Below are 15175 nucleotides of genomic sequence, written 5' to 3' on the forward strand. Positions count from 1 at the left end.
GAAGCCCGCTGCCGGGGATCACTCCTCGACGGCGACGTCCTCGTCCTCGACGATCGGGCGATCGACGAGCTCGACGAAGGCCATGGGGGCGTTGTCGCCGGTGCGGAAGCCGCACTTGAGGATACGGACGTAACCGCCCGGACGCTCGACGTAACGCGGGCCCAGCTCATTGAAGAGCTTGCCGACCGCTTCCTTCGAGCGGGTACGGCTGAAGGCCAGACGGCGGTTGGCGACGCTGTCCTGCTTGGCCAGGGTGATCAGCGGCTCGATGACGCGACGCAGCTCCTTGGCCTTGGGCAGGGTTGTCTTGATCACTTCGTGCTCGATCAACGACACGCTCATGTTCTTGAACATGGCCTGGCGGTGCGAGCTCGTGCGATTCAGGTGACGACCACTCTTACGATGACGCATGGTTGTGATTCCTTACCAAACTGGGACTCGAGTCGACGCTCACGCGGAGGCCTTGTCGTCCTTCAGGCTTGCCGGCGGCCAGTTCTCCAGCCGCATGCCCAGGGACAGACCACGGGCTGCCAGAACGTCCTTGATCTCGTTCAGGGACTTCTTGCCGAGGTTCGGGGTCTTCAGCAGCTCCACCTCGGTGCGCTGGATCAGATCGCCGATGTAGTAGATATTCTCGGCCTTCAGGCAGTTGGCACTGCGGACGGTCAACTCGAGATCGTCTACGGGGCGCAGCAGGATCGGATCGATGTGATCCTCCTCCTCCTCCACTTCCTGTTCCTTGTCGGCTTCCAGGTCGACGAACGCGGCCAGCTGCTCCTGCAGGATGGTCGCGCTGCGACGGATCGCCTCTTCCGGATCCAGGGTGCCGTCGGTCTCCAGGCTGATGATCAGCTTGTCGAGGTCGGTGCGCTGTTCGACACGCGCGGCCTCCACGGCGTAGGAAACCCGGCGCACGGGGCTGAAGGTCGCATCCAGCTGCAGGCGACCGATGCCACGAGACTCGTCGTCGGCACCGAGACGGGCATCTGCCGGCTCATAGCCGCGGCCGCGCGCCACCTTGAGCTGCATCTTCAGCTCGGCGCCTTCGTTGACGTGAGCGATGACGTGCTCGGGATTGACGATCTCGACGTCATGGTCGAGAGCGATGTCACCCGCGGTCACCACGGCCGGGCCCTGCTTGTTCAGCGAGAGCACCGCCTCGTCGCGGCTGTGCATCTTGATCGCCACGTCCTTGAGGTTCAGGAGGATTTCGATGACATCTTCCTGGACGCCCTCGATCGCGCTGTACTCGTGATCGACTCCGGCGATCTCGGCTTCCACCACGGCACAGCCGGGCATGGACGAGAGCAGGATGCGACGCAGTGCATTGCCCAGAGTGTGGCCGAAACCACGCTCGAAGGGCTCGAGCACGATCTTCGCGTGGTGTGCGCTGATTTCTTCGACCTTGATGTCGCGAGGCCGGAGAAACTCTGTCACTGAACGCTGCATATGAACACCTTTCAGGCTGCCAAACGGATACTCGGTACTCGTCACCGGGCCCGCACCGCGGGCCCGGCATCACCCGGAGGCGATTACTTCGAGTACAGCTCGACGATCAGGTTTTCGTTGATGTCGGCAGTCAGGTCACCGCGTTCAGGCAGAGCCTTGAAAGTGCCTTCCATCTTCTTGGCATCGATTTCGACCCAGGCCACATCGCCGCGGTTGGCGGAGATCGCCAGGGCATTCTGGATACGCGCCTGGTTCTTCGCCTTTTCGCGCACGGACACCACGTCCCCGGGCTTGACCTGGTAGGACGCCACGTTGACGGCGCGACCGTTCACGGCGATCGCCTTGTGACTGACCAGCTGCCGCGCCTCGGAACGGGTCGAGCCGAAGCCCATACGGTAGACGACATTGTCCAGTCGGGATTCGAGAAGCTGCAGCAACACCTCGCCGGTCGCGCCCTTGAGACGGGCCGCTTCCTTGTAGTAGTTGCGGAACTGCTTCTCGAGCACGCCATACATGCGGCGCACTTTCTGCTTCTCGCGAAGCTGCAAGCCGTAGTCGGAAAGACGCTGACGGCGCTGGCCGTGCACACCCGGAATCTGCTCGGATTTGCACTTCTTCTCGAAGGGAGTGACACCGCTCTTGAGGAAGAGGTCGGTCCCCTCACGACGAGACAGTTTGCACTTCGGTCCAATGTAACGAGCCATGAATCTGTCTCCTTATACGCGGCGTTTCTTCGGCGGACGGCAGCCATTGTGGGGAATGGGCGTCGCGTCGGTGATGCTCTGCACGCGGAAGCCGGCGGCATTCAGAGCGCGCACGGCGGATTCACGGCCAGGACCGGGGCCCTTGACCAGCACGTCGACGTTTTTCACACCATACTCGGCTGCAGCAGTCGCTGCACGCTCGCTTGCCACTTGAGCAGCGAACGGGGTGCTCTTGCGAGAACCACGAAAACCCGAACCACCGGCAGTCGCCCAGGAAAGAGCGTTGCCCTGGCGGTCTGTGATCGTCACGATCGTGTTGTTAAAAGAGGCGTGGATATGCGCAACGGCATCCACCACCTGCTTTTTAACCTTTTTACGGTTGCTACGCGGGTTAGCCATGTTGATGTCTATTCCTGTCTTTACGCCAGAACGTGCGTGTTATTTGCGGATCGGCTTGCGCGGGCCCTTGCGGGTACGCGCATTGGTCTTGGTACGCTGACCACGCAGCGGAAGACCACGACGATGACGCAGACCACGGTAGCAACCCAGGTCCATGAGACGCTTGATATTCAGCGTGACATCACGGCGCAGGTCACCTTCAACGGTATACTTGCCGACTTCGGACCGCAGGGCATCCAGCTCTTCGCTGGACAGCTCCTGGATCTTGGTGGTCGGCGCGATGCCGGTCGCGGCACAGATCCCCTGAGCGCGAGTACGGCCAATCCCGAAGATATAGGTCAGCGAGATCGCCGCATGCTTGTTGTCCGGGATATTGACGCCTGCTATACGGGCCATCAGCTTACTCCGAAAATTGAGCGGCTTGCTCGATTGGTCATCTACAAAAGGCGCAACAGCATACCCCTTTCCCTACCAGAGGGCAAGGGGCATGCCGGCACCCGGTCCAGCACAGCAGTCGGGGCTCAGCCCTGACGCTGCTTGTGCCGCGGTTCGCTGCAGATGACGCGCACGGCGCCATTGCGACGAATGATCTTGCAGTTACGGCACATTTTCTTTACGGAAGCTCGAACTTTCATCGTTCCATCTCCAAAGTTGGCTCGCGCCGCGAGTCGACACTTCGGCTCGCGGCGCGCCAAATCGCCAGCGGCGCCGCGCCTCAGCGCATGATGCCGCCGCTACCGTAGCCTTTCAGGTTGGACTTCTTCATCACCGACTCGTACTGGTGCGACATGAGGTGCGACTGCACCTGGGCCATGAAGTCCATGATCACCACCACCACGATCAGCAGCGAGGTACCGCCGAAGAAGAACGGCACGTTCCACGCCACGATCAGGAACTGGGGCATCAGGGAAACCGCAGTGATGTACAAGGCACCGAACAGGGTCAGACGGGTCATGACCTTGTCGACGTAGCGAGCGGTCTGCTCGCCCGGGCGAATCCCCGGCAGGAAGGCCCCCGACTTCTTGAGGTTGTCAGCGACATCCTTGGGATTGAAGACCAGCGCTGTGTAAAAGAAGCAGAAGAATACCACCGCCGCGCCGAAAAGCAAGATATACAGCGGCTGACCCGGGCCCAGGGCCTGGGAGGCGCGCTGCAGCCACTCCATGCCTTCGCCGGCCCCCACCCACTGGCCCAGCGAGGCCGGGAACAGCAGGATGCTGGAGGCGAAGATGGCCGGAATGACGCCGGCCATGTTCACCTTGAGCGGCAGGTAGCTGCTCTGGCCGGCGTACATCTTGTTGCCGACCTGGCGACGCGGGTAGTTCACCGTGATGCGGCGCTGGCCGCGTTCGATGAACACCACGAAGGCCACGGTCGCGACACCCAGCACGGTGAGGGCCAGCAGCGGCAACACGTTCCACGCCCCCTCGTTGCGGGCCAGCTCGAAGGCCTGGCCGACGGCGCCGGGCAGGCCGGCGACGATACCGGAGAAGATCAGCAGCGAGATGCCGTTGCCGATGCCCTTCTCGGTGATCTGCTCGCCCAGCCACATCAGGAACACCGCACCGGTCACGAAACTGACGATGGCGGTGAAATAGAAGCTGAAGTCGGCCGAGTAGGCGATGCCCTGGCTGGCCAGGCCCACCGACATGCCGGTGGCCTGGACCAGCGCCAGGACAACGGTGCCGTAGCGGGTGTACTGGCTGATCTTGCGGCGGCCGGCCTCGCCTTCCTTCTTGAGCTGCTCGAGGTGGGGCGAGACCGCGGTCAGCAGCTGCATGATGATCGACGCCGAGATGTAGGGCATGATGCCCAGCGCCATGATGCTCATGCGCTCCAGGGCGCCACCCGAGAACATGTTGAACATGCCCAGGATGGTGCCCTGCTGCTCCCTGAACAAGGCAGCAAGCTGGTCAGGATTGATACCGGGAACGGGGATGTGGGCACCGATACGGTAGACCACGATGGCGAGGAGCACGAAGCGCAGACGCGCCCACAGTTCACTCAGACCGCTGCCCATCGCCGGCATTTTTCCTGACTTGGCCATTTAGTCCTCTACCTTGCCACCGGCGGCTTCGATCGCGGCACGGGCACCCTTGGTGACCTTGAGGCCGCGAACCGTGACCGCCTTGTTCAGTTCGCCGGAAAGGATCACCTTCGCGTGCTGCGTGGCGTCCTTCAGCACGTTGGCCTGCTTGAGGCTGTCCAGGGTGACCTCGTCACCGGCGACCTTGGCCAGTTCGGCCAGGCGGACCTCCTCGGAGACCAACGACTTCATGGAGGTGAAGCCGAACTTGGGCAGACGCCGCTGCAACGGCATCTGGCCACCCTCGAAACCGGGCTTCACCGTGCCGCCGCTGCGCGCTTTCTGGCCCTTGTGGCCGCGGCCACCGGTCTTGCCCAGACCGGAGCCGATGCCACGGCCGACGCGCTTCTCGGCGTGCTTGGAACCCGGAGCCGGGCTCAGGCTATTGAGTTTCATGGATTACTCTCCCTCAACGCGCACAAGGTAGTTGACCTTGTGGATCATGCCGCGCACGGCAGGGGTGTCTTCCAGCTCGACCGAGTGACCGATGCGGCGCAGCCCGAGGCCCTTCATGGTGGCCTTGTGCTTGGGCAGGATGCCGATGGTGCTGCGGGTCTGGGTAACCTTGAGTGTTGCTGCCATGGTATTTACCCCGTGATCGCTTCGACGGACAGACCGCGCTTGGCGGCGATGTCATCCGGCGACTGCATGGAGGCCAGACCATTGACGGTCGCCCGCACCACGTTCACCGGGTTGGTGGAGCCGTAGCACTTGGCCAGGACGTCGTGGACGCCGGCCAGCTCGAGCACGGAGCGCATGGCGCCGCCGGCAATGATCCCGGTACCCTCGGAGGCCGGTTGCATGTACACCTTGGAGGCGCCGTGACGGGCCTTGACCGGGTACTGCAGGGTGCCACCGCTGAGGTTCACCTTGATCATGTTGCGGCGCGCCTGGTCCATCGCCTTCTGGATCGCGACCGGCACTTCACGCGCCTTGCCACGACCGAAGCCGACACGACCCTTGCCATCGCCCACGACGGTCAGGGCGGTGAAACCGAAGATCCGGCCACCCTTGACCACCTTGGCGACACGGTTGACCTGCACGAGCTTTTCCTGCAGATCGCCGCTTTGCTGTTCGTTCTTCGCCATCGTAAAAACCCTTTAGAATTCCAGGCCGCCTTCACGAGCGGCGTCGGCCAGGGCCTTCACGCGACCGTGGTACTTGAAACCGGCACGATCGAAGGCCACCTGGGTGATGCCTGCCTGCTTGGCGCGTTCGGCAATCAGTGCGCCCACCTTGGCGGCGGCGTCGGCGTTGCCGGTCGCACCCTCACGCAGGGCCTTGTCCAGCGTGGAAGCACTGGCCAGGACCTTGCCACCATCCGGCGAGATGATCTGCGCATAGATGTGGCGGGGGGTACGGTTGACGCACAGGCGATACACGCCCAGCTCGCGGATCTTGGCGCGAGCACGGCGGGCACGACGGAGACGAGATTCTTTCTTCGCGTTCATAACCCTGCCTTACTTCTTCTTGGCTTCTTTGCGACGCACCTGCTCGTCGGCGTACCGGACACCCTTGCCCTTGTAGGGCTCGGGCGGACGGAAGGCGCGGATTTCCGCGGCGACCTGGCCGAGCTTCTGCTTGTCCGCGCTCTTCAGCACGATCACGGTGTTCTTGGGCGTTTCCGCCACGACACCGTCAGGCAGCGTGTAGTCGACCGGGTGCGAGAAGCCCAGTGTAAGATTGAGCGTCTGGCCCTTTGCCTGGGCACGATAACCGACGCCGTTGATCTCGAGGGTCCTGGTGAAGCCCTCGGAGACACCGGTGACCAGGTTCTGGACCAGGGCACGGGTGGTACCGACCATTGCCCAGCTCTTGGCGGACTCGCTCGGGGCGAAGGTCAGCTGTCCGTCCTCCTGACCGATCGCCACATCGGCGTGCACGGTCATGGACAGGGTGCCCTGGCCGCCCTTGACGGTCAGCTGGTCGCCGTCGAACTTGATGTCGACGCCGCTGGGCACTTTAACCGGATATTTGGCTACGCGGGACATTCCAAACTCCTAGAATACGGTGCAGATGACTTCGCCACCGACACCAGCCTTGCGAGCCGCACGATCGGTCATCACCCCATTGGAGGTGGTGACGATCGCGATACCCAGGCCATCGGCGACCTTCGGAAGCGCGTCCTTGCCCTTGTAGGAGCGAAGGGACGGCTTGGAAACCCGCTGGATGTGCTCGATGACCGGCTTGCCCTCGAAATACTTGAGGGTCACGGCCAGCTCGGGCTTGGCACCTTCGGACACCGCGAAGTCGTTGATGTAGCCCTCTTCCTTCAATACGCGAGCCACCTCGACCTTCAGCTTGGAGGACGGCATGGAAACCGTCTCCTTGGTGGCCATCTGCGCATTGCGGATACGGGTGAACATATCCGCCAGAGTGTCTTGCATGCTCATTTACGTTGCGCTCCTGATGTTTCTACGTGGCGTTACCAGCTGGACTTCTTCAGCCCGGGCACATCGCCACGCATGGCGGCTTCACGCAGCTTGTTGCGGCCGAGGCCGAACTTGTTGTAGAAGCCGTGCGGACGGCCAGTGATACGGCAGCGGTTGCGCTGGCGCACCGGGCTGGAGTCGCGCGGCAGCTGCTGCAGCTTCAGCGTTGCCTCGAAGCGCTCTTCATCGGAAGCGTTGACGTCCTGGATGACCGCCTTGAGCTCGGCGCGCTTGGCGGCATACTTCGCCACCAGCTTGGTGCGCTTGAGCTCACGCTCTACCATGCTCTTCTTTGCCATGATCCCACCCTTATTTCTTGAACGGGAAGTTCAGCGCGCTCAGCAGCGCACGACCTTCTTCATCGGTGTTGGCGGTGGTGGTGATGGTGACATCCAGACCACGAATCCGATCGATCTTATCATACTCGATCTCCGGGAAGATGATCTGCTCACGCACCCCCATGGAGTAGTTGCCACGACCGTCGAAGGACTTCGGGTTGAGACCACGGAAGTCACGAACGCGGGGGATCGCGATATTCACCAGGCGATCGAGGAAGTCCCACATGCGCGCGGAGCGCAGGGTCACCTTGATCCCGATCGGCCAGCCTTCACGCACCTTGAAGCCCGCGATGGACTTGCGCGCCTTGGTCACCAACGGCTTCTGACCGGAGAGCTTCTCCAGGTCACCGATGGCATTCTCGATCAGCTTCTTGTCGCTGGTCGCTTCGCCGATGCCCATGTTCAGAGTCACCTTGGTGATCCGCGGCACCTGCATCACGTTGGCGTAGCTGAACTGCTCTTTGAGTTGAGCCACCACCTCGTTCTGATAACGTTCTTTCAAGTTCGCCATTTTGCTACCCGACTCGCGTTAGGCGTCGATCTGCGTCTGCGTCGACTTGTAGATACGTACCTTGGTACCGTCTTCCTTCACCTGGAAGCCGACGCGATCCGCCTTACCGGTCTCCTGATTGAAGATGGCAACATTGGACGCGTGAATCGGAGCCTCGCGCTCGACGATACCGCCCTGCTTACCCGCCATGGGGTTGGGCTTGGTGTGACGCTTGATCATGTTCACACCGGACACGACGAAGCGTTCGTCCTTGAGGACGCGCTTGACCGTGCCACGCTTGCCCTTGTCCTTGCCGGCGATGACGACCACTTCATCGTCACGTTTGATTTTTTGCATATCCGCCTCGCTCCTTACAGCACTTCGGGCGCCAGGGAAATGATCTTCATGAACTTCTCGTTCCGAAGCTCACGAGTTACCGGCCCGAAGATACGGGTTCCGATCGGCTGTTCGTTGGTGTTGTTCAACAGAACCGCCGCATTTCCGTCGAAGCGGATCAGCGAACCGTCGGGACGACGAACGCCACTGCGGGTGCGAACCACCACCGCCTTGAGGACCTGGCCCTTCTTGACCTTGCCACGCGGGATGGCTTCCTTCACCGTGACCTTGATGATGTCACCGACGCGGGCGTAACGGCGGTGTGAACCGCCGAGCACCTTGATGCACTGCACCCGGCGCGCTCCGCTGTTGTCGGCGACATCCAGCATTGTCTGAGTCTGAATCATCGGTTTTCTCCAAACCTAATCTGACTGCTCTCGCCGAGCTCAGCCCTTGGCCTGCTCGACCACCTCGACCAGCGTCCAGGCCTTCTTCTTGGACAGCGGACGGCACTCCTGGATGGAGACGGTGTCGCCGGCCTTCGCCTGGTTCGCCTCGTCATGGGCGTGCAGCTTGGTGGAGCGCTTAACGTATTTGCCATAGATCGGGTGACGCTCACGGCGCTCGATCATCACGACGATGGACTTGTCCATCTTGTCGCTCACCACCTTGCCGGTGAGCGTACGGGCTTTCTTTTCTTCGGCCATCTCAGTCACCTGCCTTCTCGTTGAGCACAGTCTTCACCCGGGCGATATCCCGACGAACCTGCTTGAGCAGATGAGTCTGGCTCAGCTGGCCGGTGGCCTTCTGCATGCGCAGGTTGAACTGCTCGCGGAGGAGTTCGAAGAGCTGCTCCTGGAGCTGCTCGACTGATTTTTCACGAATTTCCTGGGCTTTCATCACATCACCGTCCGTTTCACAAAGGTGGTGGACAGGGGCATCTTCTGGGCGGCCAGGGAGAAGGCTTCACGGGCCAGCTCCTCGGGAACGCCTTCGATCTCGTACAGGACCCGACCCGGCTGGATCTGCGCGACCCAGTACTCGACGGAGCCCTTGCCCTTACCCATACGGACTTCGAGCGGCTTCTTGGAAATCGGCTTGTCGGGGAAGACGCGGATCCAGATCTTGCCGCCACGCTTGACGTGACGGGTGATCGCACGACGGCCGGCTTCGATCTGGCGCGCCGTGATGCGGCCGCGACCGGTAGCCTTGAGGCCGTATTCCCCGAAGCTCACCTTGCTTCCGCGATGCGCCAGGCCACGGTTGCGGCCCTTCATCATCTTGCGGAACTTCATACGCTTGGGCTGTAACATCGACTCGCTCTCCCCTTACCTGGAACCTTTCTTCTTGGAGGGCGCGGCCTGCGGCTGTTTCGCCTTGGCGCGGACCTCTTCGATGCCCCCGAGGATTTCACCCTTGAAGACCCAGACCTTGACACCGATGATGCCGTAGGTGGTCTTGGCTTCGTAGGTGGCGTAGTCGATGTCCGCACGCAGGGTGTGCAGCGGAACGCGACCTTCCCGGTACCACTCGGTGCGGGCGATTTCCGCACCGCCGAGGCGGCCGGAGAGCTGCACCTTGATGCCGCCGGCGCCCAGACGCATGGCGTTCTGCACGGCACGCTTCATGGCGCGACGGAACATCACGCGACGCTCGAGCTGGCCGGCGATGTTCTGCGCGACGAGCTTGGCATCCAGCTCCGGCTTGCGGACTTCCTCGATGTTGACGTGCACGGGCACGCCCATCATCGCGGTGACCTCGCGGCGCAGACGATCGACGTCCTCGCCCTTCTTGCCGATCACGATGCCCGGACGGGCAGTGTGAATGGTGATGCGGGCGTTGTTGGCCGGACGCTCGATGTGAATGCGGCTCACGGAAGCGTTCTTCAGGCGCTCCTCGAGGAAGCGACGCACTTCGAGGTCGTTGTTGAGCTTATCGGCATAGGCGCCGCGCTCGGCATACCAGACGGAGGTATGGTCCTTGACGATACCCAGCCGGATGCCTGTTGGATTGACTTTCTGACCCATCTGGTCGACTCCTACTTCTCGGCTACCTTGACGGTGATGTGGCAGGTGCGCTTCAGAATGCGATCCGCACGGCCCTTGGCGCGCGGACGGATGCGCTTGAGCGTCATGCCCTCATCGACGCAGATGGTCGAGACACGCAGCTCGTCGATATCCATGCCGTTGTTTTCTTCCGCGTTCGCGATGGCGGACTGAAGCACCTTCTTGACCAGCTTGGCAGCCTTCTTCGGCGAGAAGGTCAGCAGGTCCAGCGCTTCGGCGACCGGCTTATCGCGCACCTGGTCAGCCACCAAACGGGCCTTCTGGGCGGATAAACGAGCGCCACGCAGCTTAGCTGTGACTTCCATCTCTCAATCCTCTCTGGCTTACCGTTTGGCTTTCTTGTCCGCCGCGTGACCGCGATAGGTGCGGGTGGCAGCGAATTCGCCCAGCTTGTGGCCAACCATTTCCTCGGAGACATGCACCGGGACGTGCTGGCGACCGTTATGGACTGCAATGGTGAGCCCGACCATGTTGGGCAGGATCATGGAGCGACGCGACCAGGTCTTGATCGGTTTGCGGTCGCTCTTCTCCACTGCAGCCTCAACCTTCTTCAGCAGATGAAGGTCAATGAAGGGACCTTTCTTCAGTGAACGTGGCACAGCCGTTACCTCTTAATGTCTTGGCGTAAGTTCTCAGTTCCGTGCCTTGCGGCGACGGACGATCAGCTTGTCGGTGCGCTTGTTCTTGCGGGTCTTGTGGCCCTTGGTGGGGATACCCCACGGGGTCACCGGGTGACGACCACCGCTGGTGCGGCCTTCACCGCCACCGTGCGGGTGGTCCACCGGGTTCATGACCACGCCGCGAACGGTCGGACGCACACCTCTCCAGCGCTTCGCACCGGCCTTGCCAAGCTGACGCAGGCTGTGCTCGGAGTTGCTCACTTCACCCAGGGTCGCACGGCACTCGGCCAGCACCTTGCGCATCTCGCCGGAGCGCAGGCGCAGGGTGGCGTAGTTGCCCTCACGGGCGACCAGCTGGGCGCTGGTGCCGGCGCTGCGGACAAGCTGGGCGCCCTTGCCGGGCTTGAGCTCGATGCAGTGCACGGTGGAACCCAGCGGAATGTTGCGCAGCGGCAGGGCGTTACCCTTCTTGATCGCCGCGTTGACGCCGGACTCGAGACGGTCGCCCGCGCTCACGCCCTTGGGCGCGATGATGTAGCGACGCTCGCCGTCGAGGTACTTCAGCAACGCGATGTGCGCGCTGCGGTTCGGATCGTACTCCAGGCGCTCGACGACGGCGGGGACGCCATCCTTGGTACGCTTGAAGTCGATGAGCCGGTAGTGCTGACGGTGACCACCGCCCACATGACGGGTGGTGATGCGGCCGTTGTTGTTGCGCCCACCGCTGCGTGTCTGCCTCTCGAGCAGCGGCGCATAGGGCCGGCCCTTGTGCAGCTCGTCACCGACGATCTTGACGACGTGGCGACGACCGGCGGATGTGGGTTTAGTCTTGACGATTGCCATGATCCGTACTCCTGCCCTTATTCGGCGCCAGAGAAGTCTTCAAGGGTTTCGCCGGCGGCCAGTGTCACGTAGGCCTTGCGATACCCCTGGCGATGACCCAGACCCTGCGCGGTGCGCTTGGTCTTGCCCTTCATGTTCAGCACCTGAACGCGGTCGACCTTCTTGCCGAACAGGACCTGCACGGCCTTCTTGATCTCGGGCTTGGTCGCGTCGCTGGCCACCTTGAACACGTACTGGTTGCGTTCGGCGGCCATGGCGGCCTTCTCGGTCACGTGCGGACCGAGCAGAACCTTGAATACACGCTCCTGGTTCATGCCAGCTTCTCCTCGAATTTGCGCAGGGCGGAGACGGTGACCAGCACCTTGTCGAAGGCGACCAGGCTCACCGGGTCGGCGGCAGCCACATCCACCACATCCACATTGGGGATGTTGCGGGCGGCGAGGTAGAGCTTCTCGTCGACTTCCTCGGTGACGATCAGCACCTTCTCCAGGTCGAGCTCCTTGAGCTTGGCCACCAGCTGCTTGGTCTTGGGCGCCTCGACGGTGATCTCGTCGACGGCGACCAGACGCTCCTGACGCACCAGCTCGGAGAGGATCGAGCGCATGGCCGCGCGGTACATCTTGCGGTTGACCTTCTGGGAGTGGTCCTGCGGACGGGCCGCGAAGGTCACGCCGCCGCTGCGCCAGATCGGCGAGCGAATGGTACCGGCACGGGCACGGCCGGTGCCCTTCTGGCGCCACGGCTTCTTGCCGCCGCCGCGCACATCGGAACGGTTCTTCTGGGCACGGGTGCCCTGGCGACCACCGGCCAGATAGGCGGTGACGACCTGGTGCACGAGCGCTTCATTGAATTCTTTGCCAAAGGTGGCATCGGATACTTCGACGGTACCGGCGCCTGCACCTGCAAGATTCAGATTCATCGGTAAGTTCCCCTTCAGCCTGCTTTGACGGCGCTGCGCACGATGACATCACTGCCGGTGGCGCCGGGTACGGCACCCTTGACCAGCAACAGGTTGCGTTCGGCGTCGACGCGGACGACTTCGAGGCTCTGCACGGTACAACGGACGTTGCCCATCTGGCCGGCCATCTTCTTGCCCTTGAACACGCGGCCCGGCGTCTGGCACATGCCGATGGAACCCGGCGCGCGATGCGACAGGGAGTTACCGTGGGTGTTGTCCTGGGTGCGGAAGTTCCAGCGCTTGACGGCGCCCTGGAAGCCCTTGCCCTTGGAGGTGCCGGTCACGTCGATCATCTGACCAGCTTCGAAGAGGGATACGGTGAGTTCGCCGCCCACTTCCGGAGCATCAAAGCCTTCGGGAAGGCGAAACTCCATCAGCGAACGACCGGCCTCGACACCTGCCTTGGCGAACAGCCCGGCCTGGGCTTTCGACAGGTGCTTGGCCTTGCGGGAGCCGGTTGTCACCTGAACCGCGGCGTAGCCGTCGCTCTCGACGGACTTGACGCGAGTCACGCGGTTGGGCTCAACCTCGATCACGGTCACGGGCACGGATGCGCCATCCTCGGTGAAGACGCGAGTCATCCCGGCCTTCCTACCGACCAAACCGATAGTCATTCTCAGTCTCCTTTAGTGTACGGGGCTGTCACCCGCTATGGCTGCCCTTTCCAGAGCATTCCACTAGCACGTTGTGTGACGCCATCACGGCGTGGCGGCTGCTGCTCATGCCGGCCTTTCCGGGGCGGACGAGCGCTGGGCCGCGAGTGTCTAGTGTGGTCTCAGTCGAGCTTGATCTGCACGTCCACGCCGGCGGCGAGGTCGAGCTTCATCAGGGCATCAACGGTCTTTTCCGTGGGTTCGACGATGTCGAGCACACGCTTGTGGGTACGAATCTCGTACTGGTCGCGCGCGTCCTTGTTGACGTGCGGCGAGATCAGCACGGTATACCGCTCGCGATTGGTCGGCAAGGGAATCGGACCACGAACCTGGGCGCCGGTACGCTTGGCGGTCTCAACGATCTCCGCAGCGGACTGGTCGATCAGGCGATGGTCGAAAGCCTTCAACCGAATGCGAATCTTCTGGTTCTGCATTTGCCCTAAACTCCAATGGATCTCGACGGCGCGAGCCGTCCACCCACGCATTCAAAGGATGCGCATTATAGGCACGCCGGCAACGGGTGTCAATCACTCGCCGCGGTGCGCAGAAAGGGGGCCCCTCACGGAGCCCCCTTCGATCGTTCCAGCAGTCCGGAGACTTACTGAACGATCTTGGCCACGACGCCGGCGCCGACGGTACGACCGCCTTCGCGGATGGCGAAACGCAGACCCTCGTCCATGGCGATCGGGGCGATCAGGGTGACAACCATCTTGACGTTGTCGCCCGGCATGACCATCTCGACGCCTTCCGGCAGTTCACAGGTACCGGTGATGTCGGTGGTACGGAAGTAGAACTGCGGACGGTAACCCTTGAAGAACGGGGTATGACGACCACCCTCTTCCTTGGACAGCACGTAGACCTCGGCCTCGAAGACGGTGTGCGGGGTGATGGTGCCCGGCTTGGCCAGGACCTGACCACGCTCGACCTCGTCGCGCTTGGTGCCGCGCAGCAGGGCGCCGACGTTCTCGCCCGCACGACCTTCGTCGAGCAGCTTGCGGAACATCTCGACACCGGTGACGACGGTCTTGGTGGTGTCCTTGATGCCGACGATCTCGATCTCTTCGCCGGCCTTGATGATGCCGCGCTCGATACGCCCGGTCACCACGGTGCCGCGACCGGAGATGGAGAAGACGTCCTCGATCGGCATCAGGAACGGCTGGTCGATGGCGCGCTCCGGCTCCGGGATGTAGTCGTCCAGGGCCTTGATCAGGTTGGCAACGGCGGTGGTACCCATGCCGTTGTCGTCCTTGCCCTCCAGGGCCATCAGGGCGGAACCGGTGATGATCGGGCAGTCGTCACCCGGGAAGTCGTACTCGCTCAGGAGCTCGCGGACTTCCATCTCGACCAGCTCGAGCAGCTCTTCGTCGTCGACCATGTCGGCCTTGTTCAGGAACACGACGATGTACGGCACGCCGACCTGACGGGAGAGCAGGATGTGCTCGCGGGTCTGCGGCATGGGACCGTCGGCGGCGGACACCACCAGGATGGCGCCATCCATCTGGGCCGCACCGGTGATCATGTTCTTGACGTAGTCGGCGTGCCCCGGGCAGTCGACGTGCGCGTAGTGGCGCTGCTCGGACTGGTATTCCACGTGAGAGGTGGCGATGGTGATGCCGCGCTCACGCTCTTCCGGGGCGTTGTCGATGGAGTCGAACTCGCGCCAATCGCCACCGAACACCTCGGCGGAGACACGGGTCAGGGCCGCAGTCAGGGTGGTCTTGCCGTGGTCGACGTGACCGATGGTGCCGACGTTGACGTGCGGTTTGGAACGTTCGAATTTTTCCTTAGCCACTGCTATAAC

Annotated in this window: 29 protein-coding genes; all 29 read right to left on the reverse strand. The window is 62.5% G+C overall.

Annotated features, from left to right (window positions below; translation table 11 throughout):
• Positions 1 to 18: 18 nt before the first annotated feature.
• The 29 genes from rplQ to tuf all read right to left on the reverse strand — a co-directional run bounded on the left by rplQ (position 19) and on the right by tuf (position 15166).
• Complete coding sequence (rplQ, locus tag CR157_RS20270; RefSeq protein WP_102626739.1) at positions 19 to 411, reverse strand: 50S ribosomal protein L17; 393 nt, start codon at positions 409 to 411, stop codon at positions 19 to 21.
• 39 nt (positions 412 to 450) lie between these two features.
• Complete coding sequence (locus CR157_RS20275; protein ID WP_110285353.1) at positions 451 to 1449, reverse strand: DNA-directed RNA polymerase subunit alpha; 999 nt, start codon at positions 1447 to 1449, stop codon at positions 451 to 453.
• A gap of 83 nt (positions 1450 to 1532) precedes the next feature.
• The gene (rpsD, locus tag CR157_RS20280) at positions 1533 to 2153 is read right to left on the reverse strand and encodes a 30S ribosomal protein S4 (RefSeq protein ID WP_110285354.1); all 621 of its coding nucleotides are present in this window, start codon (positions 2151 to 2153) and stop codon (positions 1533 to 1535) included.
• Between the two features lie 12 nt (positions 2154 to 2165).
• Positions 2166 to 2552, reverse strand: coding sequence for a 30S ribosomal protein S11 (rpsK, locus tag CR157_RS20285; protein ID WP_009723883.1), 387 nt, complete (start codon positions 2550 to 2552; stop codon positions 2166 to 2168).
• Positions 2553 to 2591: 39 nt separating this feature from the next.
• Entirely contained in the window at positions 2592 to 2948 is a 357-nt protein-coding gene (gene rpsM / locus CR157_RS20290) for a 30S ribosomal protein S13 (protein WP_110285355.1), read from the reverse strand.
• Between the two features lie 125 nt (positions 2949 to 3073).
• Positions 3074 to 3187 (reverse strand): 50S ribosomal protein L36, encoded by a 114-nt coding sequence (gene rpmJ, locus CR157_RS20295; protein ID WP_008959154.1) that lies wholly within the window; start codon positions 3185 to 3187, stop codon positions 3074 to 3076.
• A gap of 80 nt (positions 3188 to 3267) precedes the next feature.
• Positions 3268 to 4599: a preprotein translocase subunit SecY gene (gene secY / locus CR157_RS20300; protein WP_110285356.1), complete on the reverse strand. Its 1332-nt coding sequence runs from the start codon at positions 4597 to 4599 to the stop codon at positions 3268 to 3270.
• Complete coding sequence (gene rplO / locus CR157_RS20305) at positions 4600 to 5034, reverse strand: 50S ribosomal protein L15 (protein ID WP_110285357.1); 435 nt, start codon at positions 5032 to 5034, stop codon at positions 4600 to 4602. It lies immediately after the preceding gene.
• Between the two features lie 3 nt (positions 5035 to 5037).
• A complete protein-coding gene (gene rpmD / locus CR157_RS20310) occupies positions 5038 to 5220 on the reverse strand; it encodes a 50S ribosomal protein L30 (protein ID WP_110285358.1) in 183 nt (60 codons plus the stop codon).
• A 5-nt stretch (positions 5221 to 5225) separates the two neighbouring features.
• The gene (gene rpsE, locus CR157_RS20315) at positions 5226 to 5726 is read right to left on the reverse strand and encodes a 30S ribosomal protein S5 (protein WP_102626745.1); all 501 of its coding nucleotides are present in this window, start codon (positions 5724 to 5726) and stop codon (positions 5226 to 5228) included.
• A 12-nt stretch (positions 5727 to 5738) separates the two neighbouring features.
• A complete protein-coding gene (gene rplR, locus CR157_RS20320) occupies positions 5739 to 6089 on the reverse strand; it encodes a 50S ribosomal protein L18 (protein ID WP_102626746.1) in 351 nt (116 codons plus the stop codon).
• 9 nt (positions 6090 to 6098) lie between these two features.
• The gene (rplF, locus tag CR157_RS20325) at positions 6099 to 6629 is read right to left on the reverse strand and encodes a 50S ribosomal protein L6 (protein ID WP_110285359.1); all 531 of its coding nucleotides are present in this window, start codon (positions 6627 to 6629) and stop codon (positions 6099 to 6101) included.
• A 9-nt stretch (positions 6630 to 6638) separates the two neighbouring features.
• On the reverse strand, positions 6639 to 7031 hold the full coding sequence (gene rpsH / locus CR157_RS20330) for a 30S ribosomal protein S8 (RefSeq protein ID WP_110285360.1): 393 nt from the start codon (positions 7029 to 7031) through the stop codon (positions 6639 to 6641).
• A gap of 32 nt (positions 7032 to 7063) precedes the next feature.
• Positions 7064 to 7369 (reverse strand): 30S ribosomal protein S14, encoded by a 306-nt coding sequence (gene rpsN / locus CR157_RS20335; RefSeq protein WP_110285361.1) that lies wholly within the window; start codon positions 7367 to 7369, stop codon positions 7064 to 7066.
• 10 nt (positions 7370 to 7379) lie between these two features.
• Positions 7380 to 7919, reverse strand: coding sequence for a 50S ribosomal protein L5 (gene rplE / locus CR157_RS20340; protein ID WP_110285362.1), 540 nt, complete (start codon positions 7917 to 7919; stop codon positions 7380 to 7382).
• A gap of 18 nt (positions 7920 to 7937) precedes the next feature.
• Positions 7938 to 8255, reverse strand: a complete 318-nt coding sequence (gene rplX / locus CR157_RS20345) for a 50S ribosomal protein L24 (protein WP_102626751.1) — start codon at positions 8253 to 8255, stop codon at positions 7938 to 7940.
• A 14-nt stretch (positions 8256 to 8269) separates the two neighbouring features.
• Complete coding sequence (gene rplN, locus CR157_RS20350; RefSeq protein WP_008959163.1) at positions 8270 to 8641, reverse strand: 50S ribosomal protein L14; 372 nt, start codon at positions 8639 to 8641, stop codon at positions 8270 to 8272.
• Positions 8642 to 8680: 39 nt separating this feature from the next.
• A complete protein-coding gene (gene rpsQ / locus CR157_RS20355) occupies positions 8681 to 8941 on the reverse strand; it encodes a 30S ribosomal protein S17 (protein WP_009099001.1) in 261 nt (86 codons plus the stop codon).
• 1 nt (position 8942) lies between these two features.
• Positions 8943 to 9134: a 50S ribosomal protein L29 gene (gene rpmC, locus CR157_RS20360; protein ID WP_010626474.1), complete on the reverse strand. Its 192-nt coding sequence runs from the start codon at positions 9132 to 9134 to the stop codon at positions 8943 to 8945.
• A complete protein-coding gene (rplP, locus tag CR157_RS20365; RefSeq protein WP_110285363.1) occupies positions 9134 to 9547 on the reverse strand; it encodes a 50S ribosomal protein L16 in 414 nt (137 codons plus the stop codon). The genes rpmC and rplP overlap by 1 nt, the downstream gene beginning before the upstream one ends.
• Positions 9548 to 9562: 15 nt before the next feature.
• Positions 9563 to 10261, reverse strand: a complete 699-nt coding sequence (rpsC, locus tag CR157_RS20370; protein WP_110285364.1) for a 30S ribosomal protein S3 — start codon at positions 10259 to 10261, stop codon at positions 9563 to 9565.
• An 11-nt stretch (positions 10262 to 10272) separates the two neighbouring features.
• Positions 10273 to 10605 carry a 50S ribosomal protein L22 gene (gene rplV / locus CR157_RS20375; protein WP_089848247.1) on the reverse strand — a complete coding sequence of 111 codons (333 nt, stop codon included), beginning with the start codon at positions 10603 to 10605 and terminating at the stop codon, positions 10273 to 10275.
• 18 nt (positions 10606 to 10623) lie between these two features.
• Positions 10624 to 10899 carry a 30S ribosomal protein S19 gene (gene rpsS / locus CR157_RS20380; protein WP_008959165.1) on the reverse strand — a complete coding sequence of 92 codons (276 nt, stop codon included), beginning with the start codon at positions 10897 to 10899 and terminating at the stop codon, positions 10624 to 10626.
• A gap of 33 nt (positions 10900 to 10932) precedes the next feature.
• On the reverse strand, positions 10933 to 11763 hold the full coding sequence (gene rplB, locus CR157_RS20385; RefSeq protein ID WP_110285365.1) for a 50S ribosomal protein L2: 831 nt from the start codon (positions 11761 to 11763) through the stop codon (positions 10933 to 10935).
• 17 nt (positions 11764 to 11780) lie between these two features.
• Positions 11781 to 12077, reverse strand: a complete 297-nt coding sequence (gene rplW / locus CR157_RS20390; RefSeq protein ID WP_110285366.1) for a 50S ribosomal protein L23 — start codon at positions 12075 to 12077, stop codon at positions 11781 to 11783.
• Complete coding sequence (gene rplD / locus CR157_RS20395; protein ID WP_110285367.1) at positions 12074 to 12682, reverse strand: 50S ribosomal protein L4; 609 nt, start codon at positions 12680 to 12682, stop codon at positions 12074 to 12076. The genes rplW and rplD overlap by 4 nt, the downstream gene beginning before the upstream one ends.
• 14 nt (positions 12683 to 12696) lie before the next feature.
• The gene (gene rplC, locus CR157_RS20400; RefSeq protein WP_110285368.1) at positions 12697 to 13335 is read right to left on the reverse strand and encodes a 50S ribosomal protein L3; all 639 of its coding nucleotides are present in this window, start codon (positions 13333 to 13335) and stop codon (positions 12697 to 12699) included.
• Positions 13336 to 13496: 161 nt separating this feature from the next.
• Positions 13497 to 13808, reverse strand: a complete 312-nt coding sequence (gene rpsJ, locus CR157_RS20405; RefSeq protein ID WP_021819602.1) for a 30S ribosomal protein S10 — start codon at positions 13806 to 13808, stop codon at positions 13497 to 13499.
• A gap of 164 nt (positions 13809 to 13972) precedes the next feature.
• Positions 13973 to 15166 carry an elongation factor Tu gene (gene tuf, locus CR157_RS20410; RefSeq protein ID WP_110285369.1) on the reverse strand — a complete coding sequence of 398 codons (1194 nt, stop codon included), beginning with the start codon at positions 15164 to 15166 and terminating at the stop codon, positions 13973 to 13975.
• Positions 15167 to 15175: the final 9 nt, after the last annotated feature.

Source organism: Halomonas sp. LBP4 (assembly GCF_003202205.1).
GTDB classification, from domain to species: domain Bacteria; phylum Pseudomonadota; class Gammaproteobacteria; order Pseudomonadales; family Halomonadaceae; genus Halomonas; species Halomonas flagellata.